The sequence below is a fragment of the Streptomyces sp. CG 926 genome (genome assembly GCF_003148825.1).
In the GTDB taxonomy this organism is placed as follows: domain Bacteria; phylum Actinomycetota; class Actinomycetes; order Streptomycetales; family Streptomycetaceae; genus Streptomyces.
In genome coordinates, this window is record NZ_QGGZ01000006.1 from 123,188 (window position 1) to 139,983 (window position 16,796).

Genomic DNA, 16,796 nt, shown 5'->3' on the forward strand with positions numbered 1-16,796 from the left:
CTCCCTAGGTGGTGAGTGGGGATGCGGGCGCGGCGACGGCCCGGTCCAGCACGTCCTCGATTCCGGTGAGCAGCCCTCGCACGTCCTCGGGCGTGGCCGCGTGGCGGTTGTACTCGGCGGTGCCGCCGATCTCGCCGTCCCGTTCCACGAGGCCGACGCAGGCGAGGGCGGCGGCCGGGTCGGGGCTGTAGAGCTCCAGGTGCCGGGCGGGCGGCCCGGGCAGCTGGCCTACCTCGATGCCCGGCAGGTCCAGGGGGACCGACGGGTAGTTGTGGAGGGCGAACAGGACGTTGTACGGCGGGGGTGTTCCGTCGCCGAACAGGACGTCCACGGGCAGGCGTTGGTGGGCGAGGGCGTCGGCCACCGCGGCTCGGGTGCGGTGCAGCAGCTCCCGGAAGGTGGGGCCGCCCGCGAGGTCGAGCCGGATCGGCACCACGGTGGTGAACTGCCCCACGGCGCCTTCGAGGGCGCCTGCGAAACGGCCGGCCGCGGGGGTGCCGATCACCTGGGAGGTACGGCCCTGCCTGCGGGCCAGTACGACGGCCAGCGCGGCGAGCAGTGTCATGAACGGGGTGGCCCCCTCGGCCGCGCCGAGCTCCAGCCCGGCGTCGACGGGCCCGCGGGCCAGCCGTACCGGCAGATGGCCGCGTTCGAATCCGCCGGGTGCCCGGGGTGCGGGCGGGTCGGCGGCGAACACCGCTCGACGGCGCGCCAGTTCGGCGGAGCCGTCGGGTCCGGCGAGCCAGCGGTGCTGCCAGTCGGCGTAGTCGGGGAACTGGAGCTCGGGCGGGGTGAGGCCCGCCGGGCCCGCGCGGTAGCCGGCCGCCAGGTCCGCGAGGAAGACCCCGGAGGACCAGCCGTCGAAGACCGCGAGGTGCGAGGCGAGGATCAGGACGTGCTCGTCCGGGGCGAGCCGCAGCAGTCGGAAGGCGCTGGTGCGGCCGCTCGCCAGGTCCAGGACGGTGGAGGCGCTCTCGGTGCTCTGCAGGGCCACGCGTTCGGCGGCGGCCTGCGGGGTGAAGCCGGAGAGGTCGGCCCGGGTGAGCCGCAGCACCGGTTCCTCGTCCACGTGCAACCGGGGTTGGCCGGAGGTGGAGACGGTGAGCCGGGTGCGTAGCGCCTCGTGGCGGCGCAGCACCCCGGTGAGGGCCGCCACGAGCCGGTCGGCGTCGAGCGGGCCGGTCAGCCGGAGCGCGTGCGAGCCGGTGGCGACGGCCGGGTGGGTGCGCTCGCGGCGCCACAGTCGGGACTGGAGGGCGGTCGGGGGGACCGGCCCCGCGCCGGAGCGCGGGGCCGGGTGGGCGGGTACGGGCCGGCGGGCGGCCAGCATCAGGCGGGCGAGTTCGCGCTTCGCCTCGGGGAGCGCGGCGAGTGCTCCTTCGAGCCCGGCCGGGTCGGCCATCAGGGGCCGTCCGGGTGCTGGAGGGAGCCGAGGAGGGCGGCGGCCTCGTCGTCGCTCATGTTCTCGATCTGCTCGAAGACCGCGAGGAGCCGGTCCTGTTCGCCGGCGGCCTCGGCCTTGGCGGTGCGGACCAGTTCGGCGAGCCCGGAGACGGTCGGCCGGCCGAAGAAGTCGGCGAGGGCGATGTCGATACCGAAGAGGGCGCGGACCCGGGAGACCACGATGGTGGCCTGCAGGGAGCTGCCGCCCAGGGCGAAGAAGTCGCCCTCCACGTCCGGGTTCTGCCATTCGAGCAGCGGGGTGAGGATGTCCCGGCAGATCTGCTCCTCGACGGCGTCGCGGGGCGCGGTGCCGCCCTGGGCCGACAGCTCGGTGGGCTGCGGCAGCGCGGCGGTGTCGACCTTGCCGTGCGGGGTGAGGGGCAGTTCGTCCAGGACGACCACGACCGGGACCATGTAGCCGGGCAGTCGGCCGGCAGCGTAGGCCCGCAGGCCCTCGGCGTCGGCGACCTCGGAGGCGTACGAGCCCACCTGCTCGACGGTGACGTAGGCGGCCAGCATGCGCTCGCCGCCCGCGGCGGGCTGGGCGACCACGACGGCCTGCTGCACGGAGGGGTGCCCGGTGAGCACCGACTCGACCTCGCCCGGCTCGATGCGGTGGCCGCGCACCTTGAGCTGGCGGTCGGTGCGGCCGAGGAAGTCCAGGTTCCCGCCGGGCAGCCAGCGGACCAGGTCGCCGGTGCGGTAGAGGCGCTCGGTCTCCGGGCCGTCCGCGTAGGGGTTGTCGGCGAAGCGGTCGGCGGTGAGGTCGGGGCGGCCCAGGTAGCCGCGGGCCACGCCGGGACCTGCGACGCAGAGTTCGCCGGGGACGCCGGGCGGGACGGGCCGCAGCCGCTCGTCGAGGACGAAGGCCTGGTGGCCCGGCATGGGGCGGCCGATCGGCGGGTTGCGGTCGTAGCTGCCGGTGCAGTCCATGAGCGTGACGGCGACGGTCGCCTCCGTGGGCCCGTATCCGTTGACGAACCTGCGCTCCCCCGCGGTCCATTCGGCGACGAGCCTGCCCGGGAAGGCCTCGCCGCCCACCGACACCAGCCGCAGGTCGGGCAGGCCGGCCTGGTCGAGCAAGGGCAGCAGGGCGGGCGGGAGTTCGGCGACGGTGACCGCGTCCTCGCGCATCCGGGTCTGGAGCAGGGCCGGGTCGCGGCGCTCGTCGTCGGTGGCGATGACGAGCGAACCGCCCGCCAGCAGGGTGGTGAAGATCTCGAAGACGGAGACGTCGAAGGTGAGCGGGGCGAACTGCAGGACCCGGTCCTCGGCCCGGATCTCGTAGGCCTTGGCGATGGTGCGGGAGAAGTGGGTGACCGAGCGGTGCTCGATCATGACCCCCTTGGGGGTGCCGCTGCTGCCGGAGGTGTAGAGCACGTAGGCCAGGTCGCCGGGGGTGGCGGTCGGCGCGAGGGAGGGAACCTCCCGGACGGGGGCGGCCGTTCCGGTGGTCACCAGTTCCAGCGGTACGGGCAGCTGTGCGGCCTCGTCGACGAGCGCGTGCCGGACCTTGGCGTCGGCCAGGACCGTACGGGTCCGCTCGGCCGGGGCGGCCGGGTCGATCGGGATGTAGTGGGCGCCCGCCTTGAGCACGCCGAGGACGCCGGCGACGGCGGCCGGGCCACGGGAGACGCACACCGCGACGGGGTCACCGTGGCGGACCCCGCGGTCGCGCAGCCGGTGGGCGATGGCCTCGGACCAGCGGTCGAGGGCCGCGTAGTCGAGCCGGGTGGATCCGTGGCGGACGGCGACGGCGTCCGGGTGGATGGTGGCCCGCTCGCGGAACGCGCGGTCCAGGGTGGTGGTCCAGGCGGCCTCGTCGACGGGGCCGCCGCGGGACAGCTCGCGGGCGTGCCGGGAGGCGGCCGGCTCCTCGACCAGGCTGATGTCGCCGACCTGGAGGTCGGGGTTCTCGGCGACCTGCTCCAGGACCTGGCGGAAGGCGCCGAGCAGGGCGCTCGCCGTGCCGTGCCGGTAGAGGGAGGTGTTGTACTCCAGGGAGAGTTCCAGGCCGTCGTTCTCGCCGACCAGGAAGCTCATGTCGAACTTGGCTGCTCCGTCGTGCAGTTGGTCCATCGTGAATTCGAGGTCCGCGGCCTGCGCCCGGTGGGTGCCCCAGCGGCCCAGCGAGGTGAACTCGATCTGGAAGAGCGGGTGGCGCAGCGGGTCGCGCACCGGGCGGACGGCCTCGACCACCTGCTCGAAGGGCAGCTCGCTGTTGGTGAAGGAGTCCATGACGGAGGACGCGGTGCGGGTGACCAGCTCGCGGAAGGTGAGTTGGTCGGTGACCTCGGTCCGCAGGGTGATCATCTGGACGAAGCAGCCGATGACCTGCTCCAGGTCGGGGTGCGGCCGGGAGGCGCTGGCCGTGCCGACGACGACGTCCTCGGTGCGGGTCCAGTGCCGCAGCAGCGCGTTGAAGGCGGCGAGCAGGGTGGTGAAGACGGTGGTGCTGTTGGCGTCGGCGAGCTCGGTGAGGCGGTCCAGCAGCTTCTGGTCCAGGGTCAGTTTCAGACCGCGGCCGTCGCCGCGGGTCTCGGGGCCGCGCGGGTGGTCGGGCAGCACCTCGGTGGCGACGGCGCCGGCCAGGATCTGGCGCCACTTGGTCGCCAGCGCCCGGCCGTGCTCGTCGTTCTCCAGCTTGGCCCGCTGCCAGGCGGCGAAGTCGGCGTACTCGACGGCGAGCCGGGCGGTCTCGGGGCGCTCGCCCGCGGCGGCGGCCGCGTAGCTGGCGGTCAGTTCCTCGGTGAAGATCCGGGTCGAGCCCGGGTCCCAGGCGACGTGGTGGACGACCCAGAGCAGGACGTGGCGCTCGGGGGCGAGCCGCACGAGGTGGGCGCGGACGGGCGGGCCGGCGGCCAGGTCGAAGGGGGCGGCGGCGCAGCTCGAGGTGAGTTCGGCGAGTGCGCGGTCCGCGTCCTCGCTGCCCGAGAGGTCGGTGCTCTGGACGCCGAGCACGAAGGAGGGGACGGGCTCCTGCCAGGGGACTCCGTCGATCTCGACGAGTTTGCTGTGCAGCACCTGGTGGCGGGCGACGACGGCGTTGAGCGCCTCGTGCAGGGCGGCCCGGTCGAGGGGGCCGCCCAGGCCTATGGCCAGGGCTATGTTGTTGCGGGCCTTGCCGGCGCCGAGCTTGTCGACGAACCACATCTGCTCCTGCTGGAAGGAGGTGCGGGAGCGCGGTCCGTGGTCGGCGCGCTTCAGTTCGACGCGGCGGCCCACGCCGGCCGTCATCTGGTTGCGCATCCGGCCCAGCAGCCGGGAGCGCTGTCCCTGGGGCAGCCGGCCGAGCCGTTCGGCGAGATCAGACATGGGTTCCTCCGTTGCGGTGCAGGTCGGCGAGGAGCGCGGCGAGCGCGTCGGGCAGGTGCTTGGCGAAGTAGTGGCGGCCGCCCGGGATCACGGCGAGGCGTACGTCGGCCGCGTACCGGCCCCAGGCGCGGTAGCCGTTCTCGTAGCCCTCGGTCGCGTCGTCGGCGTCGCCGATGATGACGGTGAGCGGGGTGGTCAGGGGACGGTCGTAGCCCCCGGGGGTGCGCGCGAAGAAGCGGGCGGCCTCGGTCATGTCGTGGCGGACCATGCGCAGGACGGCGGTGAGGTCGCTGTCGTCGAGGACGCCGTCGAAGCCGTCCATCGTGGTCAGGTACGCGACGAGGTCGTCGTCACCGGAGACGCGTTCCATCTCCAGGGCGTACTCGGGGTCCTCCTCGGGAAGGGCCGCCGCGAGGTCGAGGGCGATCGGGCGCTGCCCCAGGCGTTCCAGTACGTGGGTGGTCTCCAGGGCGGTGACGACTCCGGCGCAGTGGCCGTAGACCGCGTACGGGCCCCGCACGGTGCGGGCGATCTCCTCGGCGGCGAGTTCCGCGAACTCGGGGACCGGCAGCATCGGGCCGGGGCGCAGCGGGTCGTGTCCGGGCGGGGAGACGGCCAGGAGCGCGATGTGCGGCGGGAGTTGGGCGGCGAGGGGCTGGTAGGCGATGGCGTCGCCGCCGCCGTGCGGGAAGCAGACGAGGGTGAGCGTGGTGGTGCCGGCCGGGCGTTCGGGGGTGAGCCGGTGCAGCAGTCGGTGGTGCTGCGGTCCGGCTCCCGTGTCCGTTCCGGCGAGTTCGGCGGTACGGGCGGCGAGGCCGGCCGGGGTGGGATTGCTGAACAGGTCGACGACGCGCAGGGCGGCGGCTCCGCCGTCCGGCAGGGCGGTGGCGACGGCGCGGACCGCGCGCACGGCGGCGAAGGAGTCCCCGCCGAGGGCGAAGAAGTCGTCGTCGGGTGCCACCTGCGCGACGCCGAGCACCTCGGCCCAGACGGCGGCGATCCGCAGGGCGACGGGGTCGCCGTCGGCCGGTGCGGCGGCGGGCCGGTCCGGGGCGGCGGCGGGGCGCGGATCGGGCAGGGCGCCCCGGTCGACCTTGCCGTTGGGGCTCAGCGGCAGCCGCTCCAGCAGGACCAGTTCGGCGGGGACGCAGTGCGGGGGCAGGACGGCGGCGAGGGCGGTGCGCAGGGCCGCGGGGTCGAGGTCGGCCCCCTCCTCGGGCACCACGTAACCGACGAGGCGGTCGGAGCCGGCGGTGCGGCGGGCGGCCACGACGGCCTCGCGGACCCCGGGGCGCTCGCGCAGTGCGCTCTCCACCTCGCCGGGCTCGATGCGCAGCCCGTTGAGCTTGATCCGGAAGTCGGTGCGGCCGAGGAGTTCGATGGTGCCGTCGGCGCCGTAGCGGGCCAGGTCGCCGGTGCGGTAGAGGCGTTCGGTACGGCCGGGCTCCAGTTCGACCCGGACGAACTTCTCCTCGGTCAGTTCGGGCCGGCCCAGGTAGCCGCGGGCGAGTCCGACGCCGCCGAGGTGGAGTTCGCCGGGGACGCCGACGGGGACGAGGCGGTCGTTCGGGTCGAGGATGTAGGTGAGCTGATTGGCCATGGGGCGCCCGTACGGGAGCTTCGTCCACGCGGGATCGACCCGGCCGACGGGGAACTCCACCGAGTGGATGGAGGCCTCGGTCGCCCCGCCGAGCGCCACGAACGACAGACCGGGCGCGAAGGCGCGGATCCGGTCGGGCTGGGTGACGGGGATCCAGTCGCCGCCGAGGAACGCGGTGCGCAGCTTCGGCAGTCGGGGCCCGCCGGCGTGTTCGAGCTGGTCGGCGAGGAGGCCGAGGAGGGCGGGGGCGGAGTTCCAGACGGTGACGCCGTGCCGCTCGACCAGGTCGGCCCAGTGGGCCGGGTCCTTGGCCGCGGCCGGGTCGGGCAGGACGAGGGTGCCGCCGGCGGCGAGGATGCCGAGGGTCTCGTAGACGCTCATGTCGAAGCTGGGCGAGGACAGGGCGAGGACGGAGTCGCCCGGGCCGATGCCGTAGGAGCGGTTGAGGTCGAGGAGGTTGTTGACGACGCCGCGGTGTTCCAGGGCGATGCCCTTGGGGGTGCCGGTGGAGCCCGAGGTGAAGATGACGTAGGCCAGGTCCCGGGAGGTGACGGGGACGGCCGGGCGGGTCGCGGGCAGCTCGGCGAGCGCGGCCCGGTCGGTGTCGAGCAGCACCTGGGCGGTGCCGGCGGGGACGGGCAGCCGGCCGATCAGTTCCGCGTCGGAGACGACGATGGGCGGTGCGGAGTCCCGCAGCAGCAGCGCCAGGCGCTCGGCCGGGTAGTCCGGGTCGAGGGGGACGTAGGCGCCGCCGGCCTTGAGGACGGCGAGGATCGCGGTGACGAGCGCGGGGCCGCGGCGCAGGCACAGGGCCACCGTCCGGTCGGGGCCGGCGCCGGCTTCGATCAGTCGGTGCGCGAGCCGGTTGGCGCGCTCCTCCAGCTCCCGGTAGGTGATGTTCCAGCCGCCGAGTCCGCCGAGGATCACGGCGGGCGCGTCGGGCCGCCGGTCGGCGTGCTGCTCGAACAGCTCGTGCAGGCAGGCGTCCTGGGGGAAGGGGGCGCGGGTGGCGTTCCAGTCGACCAGGGCGGCCCGGCGCTCGGCGTCGGTGAGCAGCGGCAGGGCGGACAGCGGGGCGTCGGGGCGGTCGAGCGCCCCTTCGAGGGTGGTGAGGAAGTGGCCGAGCAACCGGTCCACGGTCGCGGCGTCGAACAGGGCGGTGGGGTACTCGACGAGGGCGCGGACGGCGGTGCCGGTGTCGTGGACGCTGATCATGAGGTCGTACTTGGTGGCGTGCGAGGAGAAGTCGATGGGCTCGGTGGCGACGCCGGCGAGGCCCGGGGCGGTGTCCGGGGTCTCGTCGAGGAGGAACATCACGGAGGTGAGCGGCGGCCGGCTGGGGTCGCGGGGCAGTCCGAGGGCGTCGACGATCAGGTCGAAGGGCAGTTCCTGGTGCGCGTACGCCTGGAGGGTGGTGTGGCGGGTCGCGCGGACCAGCTCGGCGAAGCCGGGGTCGCCGCCGGTTCTGATGCGCAGCGGCAGGGTGTTGACGAAGAATCCGATGAGCTCGCCGAAGGCCGGGTGGTCGCGGCCGGAGACGGACGTGCCGACGACGATGTCCTCCTGGCCGGTCCAGCGGCGCAGGGTGGCGGCGAAGCCCGCGAGCATCGTCATGTAGAGGGTGGCGCCCTCGGACTTGCCGAACTCCCGCAGCCGGGCGATGAGCCGGGGCGGGAGGTCGATGTAGCGGGAGGCGCCGGCGTGGCCGAAGACGGGCGGTCTGGGCCGGTCGGTGGGCAGGTCCACGGGGGTGGCGCCGCCCAGTTCCTCGCGCCAGAAGGAGGTGAGGCTCTCCAGCCGGTCCCCGCTGACGCGGCGGCGCTGCCAGGTGGCGAAGTCGGCGTACTGGAGGGCGAGGGGGGCCGCCGGATCGGCGGGGGCACCGGTGCGGGCGGCGTAGGCGCGCTCCAGTTCGGTGTAGAGGACCCGCATGGACCAGCCGTCGGTGACGATGTGGTGCAGGTTGAGGACCAGGACGTGGTCCTCGGCGTCGATCCGGCCGAGCCGGGCCCGCAGCGGGACGGCGCCGGCCAGGTCGAAGGGGGCGCCCGCGTCGGCGTCGTAGAAGGGGCGGGCCGCCGCCTCGTCGGGCAGTTCGGTCAGCGGCAGGGGAAGCCGGTAGCCGTCCACCACGCGGGGGACGGCCTCGGTGGCGCCCTCCTGGTAGGTGTAGACGGTCCGCAGCACCTCGTGGCGGTCCACGATGTCCTGGAGGGCCGCGTGCAGGGCGGGGACGTCGAGGGGGCCGCGGATGCGGGTGGCGACGGGCACGTTGTAGGCGGGGCTGCCGGGCTGCAGCTGGTCGATGAACCACAGGCGGCGCTGCGCGAAGGAGAGCACGGGCGCTTCGGCGGGGTCGCGGGGTGCCGGCTCAGGGTCCTCCCGTACGGCGGCGCGCCCACCACCTCGGCCGGTCAGGGCCTGGAACAGTGCCCGGCGGGACTTCGGCAGTGCGGCTATGCGTTCGGCGAGGGACTCGCTCACCTTGAGCCTCCGTGCGTCTTCGGGAGTCGGGAGAGGGATACGGCGAGGTGGCGCCGCGGGGTGCGCGGCGCTGGGTGTGCGGGTGGGTACGGGCGCGGGTGCGGACGTACGGGGTGGGGCCCGGGGCGCGGTGCGGAGTGGGTGCCGTTCGGCCAGCACCCACTCCCGCTCCCCCGTCGTGCGTCGATCAGGCGGTGATCTTGGCCTCGTCGGCCGCCGGAGATCCCTCCTCGGCGGTGTCGCCGGCGGGCATTTCCTTGATCTTGGCCACCGGTCCGGCGAGCAGGGTCAGTCCGCCGACGATGGTGACCGCGCCGGCCACCGCGAGGCCGGCCGTGAGGCCGATGCCCTCGCCGAGCGCGCCGCCGGCGAAGTAGCCCAGCGACAGGGCGCCGTAGACCGCGGAGAGGGCGGTGCCGCTGACGCGGCCCATCTGCTCGTTCGGGGTGACCCCCTGCACGAGGCTGAGGACGTGGATGTCGAACATCGGGGAGACGAAGCCGATGACGGCCTGGACCACGATCAGTCCGACGAAGCCGCCGACCGCGCCGCCCGTCGGGACCAGGATGTAACCGGCGCCGAGCACGACCGCGGTGATGACCAGGAGGCGGCCCACCGAGAGGCTCTTGGAGACGACCTCGGAGAGCACCGCGCCGACGATCACGAAGACCGACATGACGGCGAAGGCGATACCGACCTGGCCGGGGCTGAGGTCCAGCACCTTGTACGCGTAGACGATCAGCAGGGCGTCACCCATGGCGGCACCGAGGTTGACCACGACGTTGGCGGTGAACAGGCCGCGCAGGACCGGATTGCCGAAGAGGGTCTTCATGCCCTCCTTGAGCTCCGCCTTGGCGGAGGCCTTGCGCTCCTCGGTCCGCTCGCGGGTGTCCCGGTGGCGGATGACGAGGAGGGCGATCAGCGAGACGAGGAAGGTGAACGCGTCGGCGGTGATGGCGCGTGCCGCGCCGAGCAGCTGGATGAGGGCGCCGCCGGCGCCGGCCCCGACCGCTTCCGCGACGCTTCGGCTGATCTGGAGTTTGGTATTGCCCTCGATGAGGTTCTCGGTGCCGATGAGCTGGGGCAGCCAGGACTGGTACGAGACCTCGAAGAAGGTGGTGAGGCAGCCGGTGACGGCCGCCACGATGTAGATGTGCGTCATATTGACGGAGTCGAGGGCGAACGCGAGCGGAATCGTGCCGAGGGCCAGGAAGCGGCCCAGGTCGGCGACGATCATCACCGTGCGTCGCGAGACCCGGTCGGCCACCAGCCCGGCGATCGGGGCGAGCAGCAGGAAGGGGAGGAAGCGCAGCGCGCCCAGCACGCCGACCTCCAGGGCTCCGCCGTCCAGGACCACGACCGCGAGCGTCGGGAGTGCGAGGAGGGAGATCTTGTCGCCGAAGTTGCTGACGGTCTGCCCGAACCACAGGCGATTGAAATCGGAATGCCGACCGAGTGCCATGTCGACGCCCTTTTCTGATTGGGTACGGAATTGTCGGACGGCACTGACGCTATGGATCCCGAGTTAGCGGCCGGTTATGAATCCGGGGACTGTAGAGCCCTTGTAGAGAGGCGATGAGATCAGCTGGAGAAGCGTCGGATGTCGGCGCTCTCGCGGGCGATGCCGGCCGCCACGGCGGGGGTGTGGGGTTCGGCCCCGGGGAAGGGCTCGACGGCCACCGGCGCCCCGCGGCGACCTCCCGACCAGGTGCCGACGGCCAGGCCGTCGACGAGCACGGTGGCGCGGATCTGGCCGCCGCCGGGCCACACCCGGCGCTCGTGTGCGGCGGGCACGGACAGGTCCCGGTTGCGGTAGCCGACGAGGTAGTTGTCGTAGGCGGGCAGCAGGCGTACGTCGGGCTCGCCCGGGGTGGGCGAGGGCTCGGGCCCGCTCTCGCGGACGGCGGCCCACGCGCTCTTGCCCGTGGTGGTCTTCAGCCCGGACCAGTGGACGAAGTCCAGGGCGTCGGAGGGGCCGTAGGCCGCGCGGTAGCGGCGGGCGAGTTCGCGTTCGGCGGCGGCTCCGGTGAAGGGGAGGGGGCCGGTCGCGGGCAGCCAGTCGTCGAGGAGGACGAAGGTGGCCTCGCCCTCCCGCTGGGGTCCGTGGCAGATCCGGCCGGCGAGCGCGGCGCGGCGGATCAGGTGGAAGGCGGACTGGCCCTTCGGTTCCACCCCGAGGGCGGTGAGCCGGTCGGTGAGCTGGGCGCGGGTCAACGGCCCCTCGGCGCCGATCGTTTCGGTGATGAGCTGTTCCGAGCGTGTGCACAGGGATTCGTCGAGGCCCAGTTCGCGCAGCCGCCGGGCGGCGAGCGCGAGGTGGACGGGGCCGAAGAGGGCCAGCAGCCACCGGGCGTCGGCGGCCGGCACCAGCTGGAGGGTGCCGCGCATGAACCAGCCGCGGACGGCGCTGCGTTCGGTGTCGGTGGCCCGGCGCACCGCGTCCTGGGTCAGCCCGCGGGCCCGTACCCGCAGGCCGAGCTCCGCCGCGGGCAGGTCCTGTGCCTGTACGGCCAGCACCCGGTCGAGGACGGCGGCGACCGATTCCTCCCGGACCTCGCCCCCGATCGCCTGTGCGCGCGCCCTGAGCAGCCGGTCGGTCGTCGTACGTCGTTCCACGTGTCCAGTCTTTCAGCCGTGCGGCCGTGGCCGCGTCTTCCCACCCGCGGGCCGCCATGCTGCGACGGCCCGTTCACCGCAACCGGTCCGGTGCTCCGAACGACGCGCGGGCCCTGTGCCGGGCGGCGGGGAGCCGCCCGGCACAGAGCCGGGCCGGAGCGTGCGGACGTCAGCGCTTGCGGCGCAGCACCGCGTAGTATCCGGGCAACCGCAGGGCGTCGGAGTCCGACCGCGGGTCGATCGCGTGCAGTTCTATCGCCTCGTCCTCGACGACCTCCCACCCGTCCGCGCCGAACGCCTCGGCCAGTTCGGGCCGGGTGAAGCGGTGCGAGTGCCGGACGCCGGCCGCCTCCAGCGGGCCGACCAGGTCCTCGGCGCGGCCGCGCTTGCCGCCGACGAAGCCGAGGTACCCGAAGGAGTTGCTGGAGTAGTCGGGCTCGTGGACGATCAGCGTGCCCTCGTCCCCCAGCAGGCGATCGGCTACGGCGGCGAGCCGGGCCCGGGCCTCGCTGTCCAGGACGTGGAAGACGCCGCGGACGAAGATGTTGTACGGCCCCTCCCCCAGGACGGCGGCCTGCTCGGCGTCGGTCATGTCGATCGCCAGGTAGTCGACGTTCGGCACTCCCTCCGCCTCACGGGTGGCGTGCTCGATGGCACTGGCCGAGACGTCGACGCCGACGACCCGGGGGTAGTACGGGGCGAGTTCGCGACTGTAGCGGCCGTTGCCGCAGCCCAGGTCGATGAGCGGCAGGCCGTCGCGGAAGTGGCGCCGCGCCTGGTCGAGCAACCAGTGGAACTCCTCGCCGCTGTCGGCGTCCCAGATGACGTCGCCGCCGCGCCCGGTGCGTCGGATCCCGGCCCAGTACCGCTCCCAGGCGTCGCCGGTGTCGCGCTCCTCGGCCGTGACGGGGGCGGCGCTCTCCTCGCCGGGCGGCGGGGAGTGGCGCTCCCAGATCTCGTCCTCGGCGAGGGCGTCCAGCAGGGCGGTGAACTCCTCGAACATCGCGTCGATGAGTCCGTCCGGGTAGACGGCGGGCAGGAAGTCCCAGTTGAAGGTGAGGCCGTCGGGCTTCTCGAAGACCTGGAAGTCGAGGGAGACCTGCGGGGTCTGGGAGATGCCGTAGACGGGCGCGCCCAGCTCGGTCTCCTCGTACTGCGGCGGGTGGCCGGCCAGGCTGGTCATCACGACGGGCATGGCCGGGGCGAGGGAGCCGCGCAGCTTGGTCAGCTCGCGCAGCACCTGCACCCCGCTGAAGTAGCGGTGTTCCAGGTCGGCCCAGAGCCGGCGCTGGACGGCCTGGGCCCGTCCGGCGAAGGTGCTCTCCGTCTGCTCGACGGCCAGCAGCAGGGTGGTCGTGGTGTCCGCGAGCAGCGAGTTGACCTGCGGGTGCAGCGGAAGGCGGTTGAACAGGGGGAAGTTGATGGTGAACCGGGCCTGTCCGGCGGCGCGGCCGAGGATCTCGGCGTAGGCGGCGGCCAGGACCCCGGACGGGGTCACCTCGCGGGCGTGGGCGCGCTCCTGGATCCGGCTCCACCGCTCCGGGGCGACGACGTGGCTGCGGCGCTCGAAGCGGACGGGCAGCTCGGGGGCGTCGGCCGGGCGCTCGGGCAGTTCGGGGGCGGGCGGGAGGGTGGCGAGTCGGTCGCGCCAGTACCACTCGGAGCGGCGGTACAGCTCGCTGTCGCGCAGCGAGTTCCCGACGGCGAGCACGTAGTCGCGGAAGGTCAGCTCCAGCGGGGCGAGTTCCGCGCCCGGTTCCACGTAGTAGGTGACCAGGTCGGGGATGAGGACCTGGAAGTAGCTCCAGGCGTCGGCGACGAGGAAGTCCAGGCAGAGGTGGATCCGGGCCCGGCCGCCGCCGAGCAGGCTGATCCGTACGTCGAACAGCGGCCAGGCGTCGCCGTCGAGCACCTGGTGGGACAGTCGCTCGCGCAGCGCGGCCAGTTCGGCCCCCCGGGCTTGCTCGTCGAGGTCGCCGAGGTCGGTGACGGGGATCTCGTAGGCCGGGATCTCCTCGAAGACCTGCTGGGTGCCGTCGGGCAGGACGCGGGTGCGCAGGGCGTCGTGGCGTTCGACGAGCCGGCGCCAGGCGCCCTCGAAGCGGGGCACGTCGAGCTTCTCGCTCTCCCACTCGAAGTAGCCGTGGCAACCGACGTTGCCCAGCTCGACGAGGCCGCCACGACCGATCCACAGGGCCTGCTGGCTCTCGGTGAGCGGGAAGGGCTCGAAGCGCGCGGCGGGGTCCGGGACGATCGCCGGGAGTCCGCCGAAGGAGCCGCGGCCGCCCGCGCGCTCGGTGGTGACGAGGGTGGCGAGCTCGGCGACGGTGGGGCAGGTGGAGAGGTCGGAGAGGCTGAGCTCGACGCTGTAGCGGCGGCGGATCTCGTCGATCAGCTGGAAGGCCAGCAGTGAATGTCCGCCCAGCTCGAAGAAGTTGTCGTGGATGCCGACGCCGTCGGTGCGGAAGGCCTCGGCCCACAGCCTGCTGAGCCCGTCCTCGACCTCGTTACGGGGAGCCTCGTAGCCGGCGCCGACCGCGTCGCGGCCCTCCGGGGGCTCGGGCAGGCTGCGCCGGTCGACCTTGCCGTTGGGCAGCCGTGGGAGGGAGGGCAGGACGACGACGGTGGCGGGGACCATGTAGTAGGGCAGGGTGCGGGCGACCTCGGCGCGCACGGCGGCGGAGTCCGGTTCGGCCGCGCCGGCCGGGGACACGTAGGCGATGAGCCGCTTGTCGCCGGGGCCGCGCTCCTGGGTGACGACGACGGCCTCGGCTATGTCGTCGAGGCGGGCGATGTGCGTCTCGACCTCGCCGAGCTCGACGCGGAAGCCGCGGATCTTGACCTGGGAGTCGGAGCGGCCGAGGAGTTCGACGGCGCCGTCCTCGCGGCGGCGGGCGAGGTCGCCGGTGTCGTACAGCACCGGGTGCGGGTCGTCGGCGAGGACGTTGGGGTGGAACTTCGCGGCGGTGAGCTCGGGGCGGCCGTGGTAGCCGGCCGCGACGCCGGCGCCGGAGACGTGCAGGCGGCCGACCTCGCCCTCGGGCACCGGGGCGCCGTCCTCGTCGAGGAGGTGGACGCGGAGGTTGGCGATGGGCACGCCGACCGGGACCTGCCGGGTGGCGCGGACCTCGTCGGAGGTGGCCTGGCTGGTGAAGTCGATGCCGGCGCCGAGGTCGAGGCAGGACAGGACGTTGGTGGTCTCGGTGGTGCCGTAGGTCATCACGACCCGGAAGGGGGTGTCGACGGGCGGCCAGCTGTGGACGCGCTCGGCGGTGGTCACCAGGATCCGCAGGGCGGTGTCGGTGGGCCACTCCAGGCCCCAGGCGGGCTCGGCCAGGGCGGCCACCAGCATGGTGTGGGTGATGCCCTCGCCGACGAGCCACTCGCGGATCTGCTCGGGGGTCTGCGCCTGCCCCGCCTCGGGGATGTGGATGGCCGCGCCGGCGGGCAGGTAGGCCAGCCACTCCATGATCTGGACGGCGAAGCCGGGGGTGGACATCCAGGAGGCGCGGTCGCCGGGCCGGACCCCGTAGGCGCGGGTGGTCCAGTGCACGAGGTTGGTGAGCGCCCCGTGCCGTTCGAGGACCGCCTTGGGGGTGCCGGTGGATCCGGAGGTGTAGATGAGGTGGCTGACGGTGTCGGGGCCGGTGACGACCGCGGGCGCGGTGTCGGGCAGGCCCGCTCCGGCGGTGGCGACCTCGGCCTGTGGGACGTCCTCGGGTATCCGGCGGCCGAGGTCGGCCGGGGTGAGGACGAGCAGCGGGGCGGCGTCGGCGATCATCGCCGCGAGCCGGTCGTCGGGGTTGACCGGGTCGAGGGCGACGATCGCGGCACCGGTCTTGAGGACGGCGAGGGAGCCGATGACGTAGTCGGCGCTCCGGGGGTAGCACAGGCCGATCCGGGTCCCGGGGGCGGCGCCGCGGGCGATCAGCGCGTGCGCCAGCCGGTTGGTGGCGGCCTCCAGTTCGGCGTAGGTCCAGCTGCGGTCGCCCTGCGCGAGGGCGGTGGCCCGGGGGGTGCGGGCGGCCTGTTCGGCGAGGAGCTGCGGATACCCGGTGGTGGGGAAGGCGGCGTCCGAGCGGTTGAAGTCGACGAGTGCGGTGGTCACAGTGCGGGCCCTTTCTTACTTCGCGAAGGCTCGGCTGCGCAGCAGCCGCACGGGGAGAGCGTTGATCCCCCAGGTGAAGTTGGAGGAGTTGAAGGTGACGGGTCCGGCGAGTTCGAAGCCGTCCAGCGCGCCGAGCATCTCGGTGAGCAGGGCGCCGAGTTCGAAACGGGCCAGCCGCGCGCCGAGGCACAGGTGGCGGCCGTGCCCGAAGGCGACGTGCCGGTTGGGGCGGCGGTCGACCCGGAAGGCGTGCGGGTCGGCGAAGACGTCCTCGTCGCGGTTGGCCGAGACGTTCCACAGCGTCACCCGGGCGCCCGCGGCCACCGGGATCCCGTTGATCTCGGTGTCGCGGACGGCGGTGCGCAGGGCGTGCACCCCGGGGGTGGTCCAGCGCAGGATCTCCTCGACGGCCGGGGCGATGCCGTCCTGGCCGAGGCCGCGCAGCAGCCGCCACTGGTCGGGGTGTTCGGCGAACATGTGGACCGCGCCGGCCGCCGAGTAGCGGGTGGTCTCGTTGGCCCCGGACAGCACGCCGTTGAGGTTGAAGACGATCTCGTGGTCGCTGAGGGGCCGTTCGACCCCGTCGCCCTCGTCGACGAGGGTGTCGTGGGCGATCTGGCTGACCAGGTCGTCGCCGGGGCGGGCCCGGCGCTCGGCGAGCAGCTCGATGAAGTAGAGGAAGATCTCCGAGTGCGCGTTGGTGCGCACCTCGTCGTCCGGGGAGTCGAAGGCGTCGGTGGTCAGCGCCCCGATCCAGGCCCAGTCGGCGCGCGGGATGCCCATCATGGCGCAGACGACCCGGTTGGGGAGCTGCTTGGCGAGGTCGATGAAGTCCAGTTCGTCGCGTTCGACGGCCTCGGCCACCAGCTCGCCGACGACCTTGTCGACCATCGCCTCCAGGCGCGGCATCTGCTGAGGTCCGAAGGCCTGGTGCAGGGCCCGCTTGAGGCGGGTGTGGTGGGGGACGTCGGAGACGATGAGCATGCGCTGGGCGACGGCGGCGACGGCGGCCGGGTCGCTGCCCAGGCGCATCCCACGGGCCGAGCTGAAGGTGTCGCTGTCGGCGTAGACCTTCATGATGTCGCGGTGCCGGCTCAGCACCCAGAAGCCGCCGTCCTCGCTCCCGGCCTCGGGGTGCCAGTGGACGGGCGAGTGGGCGCGCAGCCAGGTGAAGGTGGGCCAGAAGTCGTTGCGGCCGAAGGGGCCCGGGTCGAGCAGGTCGATCTCCAT

Annotated in this window: 7 protein-coding genes; all 7 read right to left on the reverse strand. The window is 73.6% G+C overall.

Features of this window, described 5'->3' with window-relative positions; translation table 11 throughout:
• Window positions 1-4: 4 nt before the first annotated feature.
• Window positions 5-1,402 (reverse strand): condensation domain-containing protein, encoded by a 1,398-nt coding sequence (locus BCL76_RS17605; RefSeq protein ID WP_109780445.1) that lies wholly within the window; start codon window positions 1,400-1,402, stop codon window positions 5-7.
• Window positions 1,402-4,758, reverse strand: coding sequence for a non-ribosomal peptide synthetase (locus BCL76_RS17610; protein WP_109780446.1), 3,357 nt, complete (start codon window positions 4,756-4,758; stop codon window positions 1,402-1,404). The genes BCL76_RS17605 and BCL76_RS17610 overlap by 1 nt, the downstream gene beginning before the upstream one ends.
• Window positions 4,751-8,842, reverse strand: a complete 4,092-nt coding sequence (locus BCL76_RS17615; protein WP_181382597.1) for a non-ribosomal peptide synthetase — start codon at window positions 8,840-8,842, stop codon at window positions 4,751-4,753. Before BCL76_RS17615 ends, BCL76_RS17610 begins: the two co-directional genes overlap by 8 nt.
• 187 nt (window positions 8,843-9,029) lie before the next feature.
• The gene (locus BCL76_RS17625) at window positions 9,030-10,304 is read right to left on the reverse strand and encodes an MFS transporter (RefSeq protein ID WP_109780448.1); all 1,275 of its coding nucleotides are present in this window, start codon (window positions 10,302-10,304) and stop codon (window positions 9,030-9,032) included.
• A 119-nt stretch (window positions 10,305-10,423) separates the two neighbouring features.
• On the reverse strand, window positions 10,424-11,458 hold the full coding sequence (locus BCL76_RS17630) for a winged helix DNA-binding domain-containing protein (RefSeq protein ID WP_109780449.1): 1,035 nt from the start codon (window positions 11,456-11,458) through the stop codon (window positions 10,424-10,426).
• Window positions 11,459-11,627: 169 nt separating this feature from the next.
• Window positions 11,628-15,566 carry a non-ribosomal peptide synthetase gene (locus tag BCL76_RS17635; protein WP_109780450.1) on the reverse strand — a complete coding sequence of 1,313 codons (3,939 nt, stop codon included), beginning with the start codon at window positions 15,564-15,566 and terminating at the stop codon, window positions 11,628-11,630.
• 15 nt (window positions 15,567-15,581) lie between these two features.
• Window positions 15,582-16,796 (reverse strand): cytochrome P450, encoded by a 1,215-nt coding sequence (locus BCL76_RS17640; protein ID WP_109780451.1) that lies wholly within the window; start codon window positions 16,794-16,796, stop codon window positions 15,582-15,584.

Coding starts and splice junctions, on each gene's coding strand:
- BCL76_RS17640 (WP_109780451.1), bottom strand. CDS start 16,796: ATGGAGATCGACCTGCTCGACCCGGGCCCCTTCGGCCGCAACGACTTC.
- BCL76_RS17605 (WP_109780445.1), bottom strand. CDS start 1,402: ATGGCCGACCCGGCCGGGCTCGAAGGAGCACTCGCCGCGCTCCCCGAG.
- BCL76_RS17625 (WP_109780448.1), bottom strand. CDS start 10,304: ATGGCACTCGGTCGGCATTCCGATTTCAATCGCCTGTGGTTCGGGCAG.
- BCL76_RS17610 (WP_109780446.1), bottom strand. CDS start 4,758: ATGTCTGATCTCGCCGAACGGCTCGGCCGGCTGCCCCAGGGACAGCGC.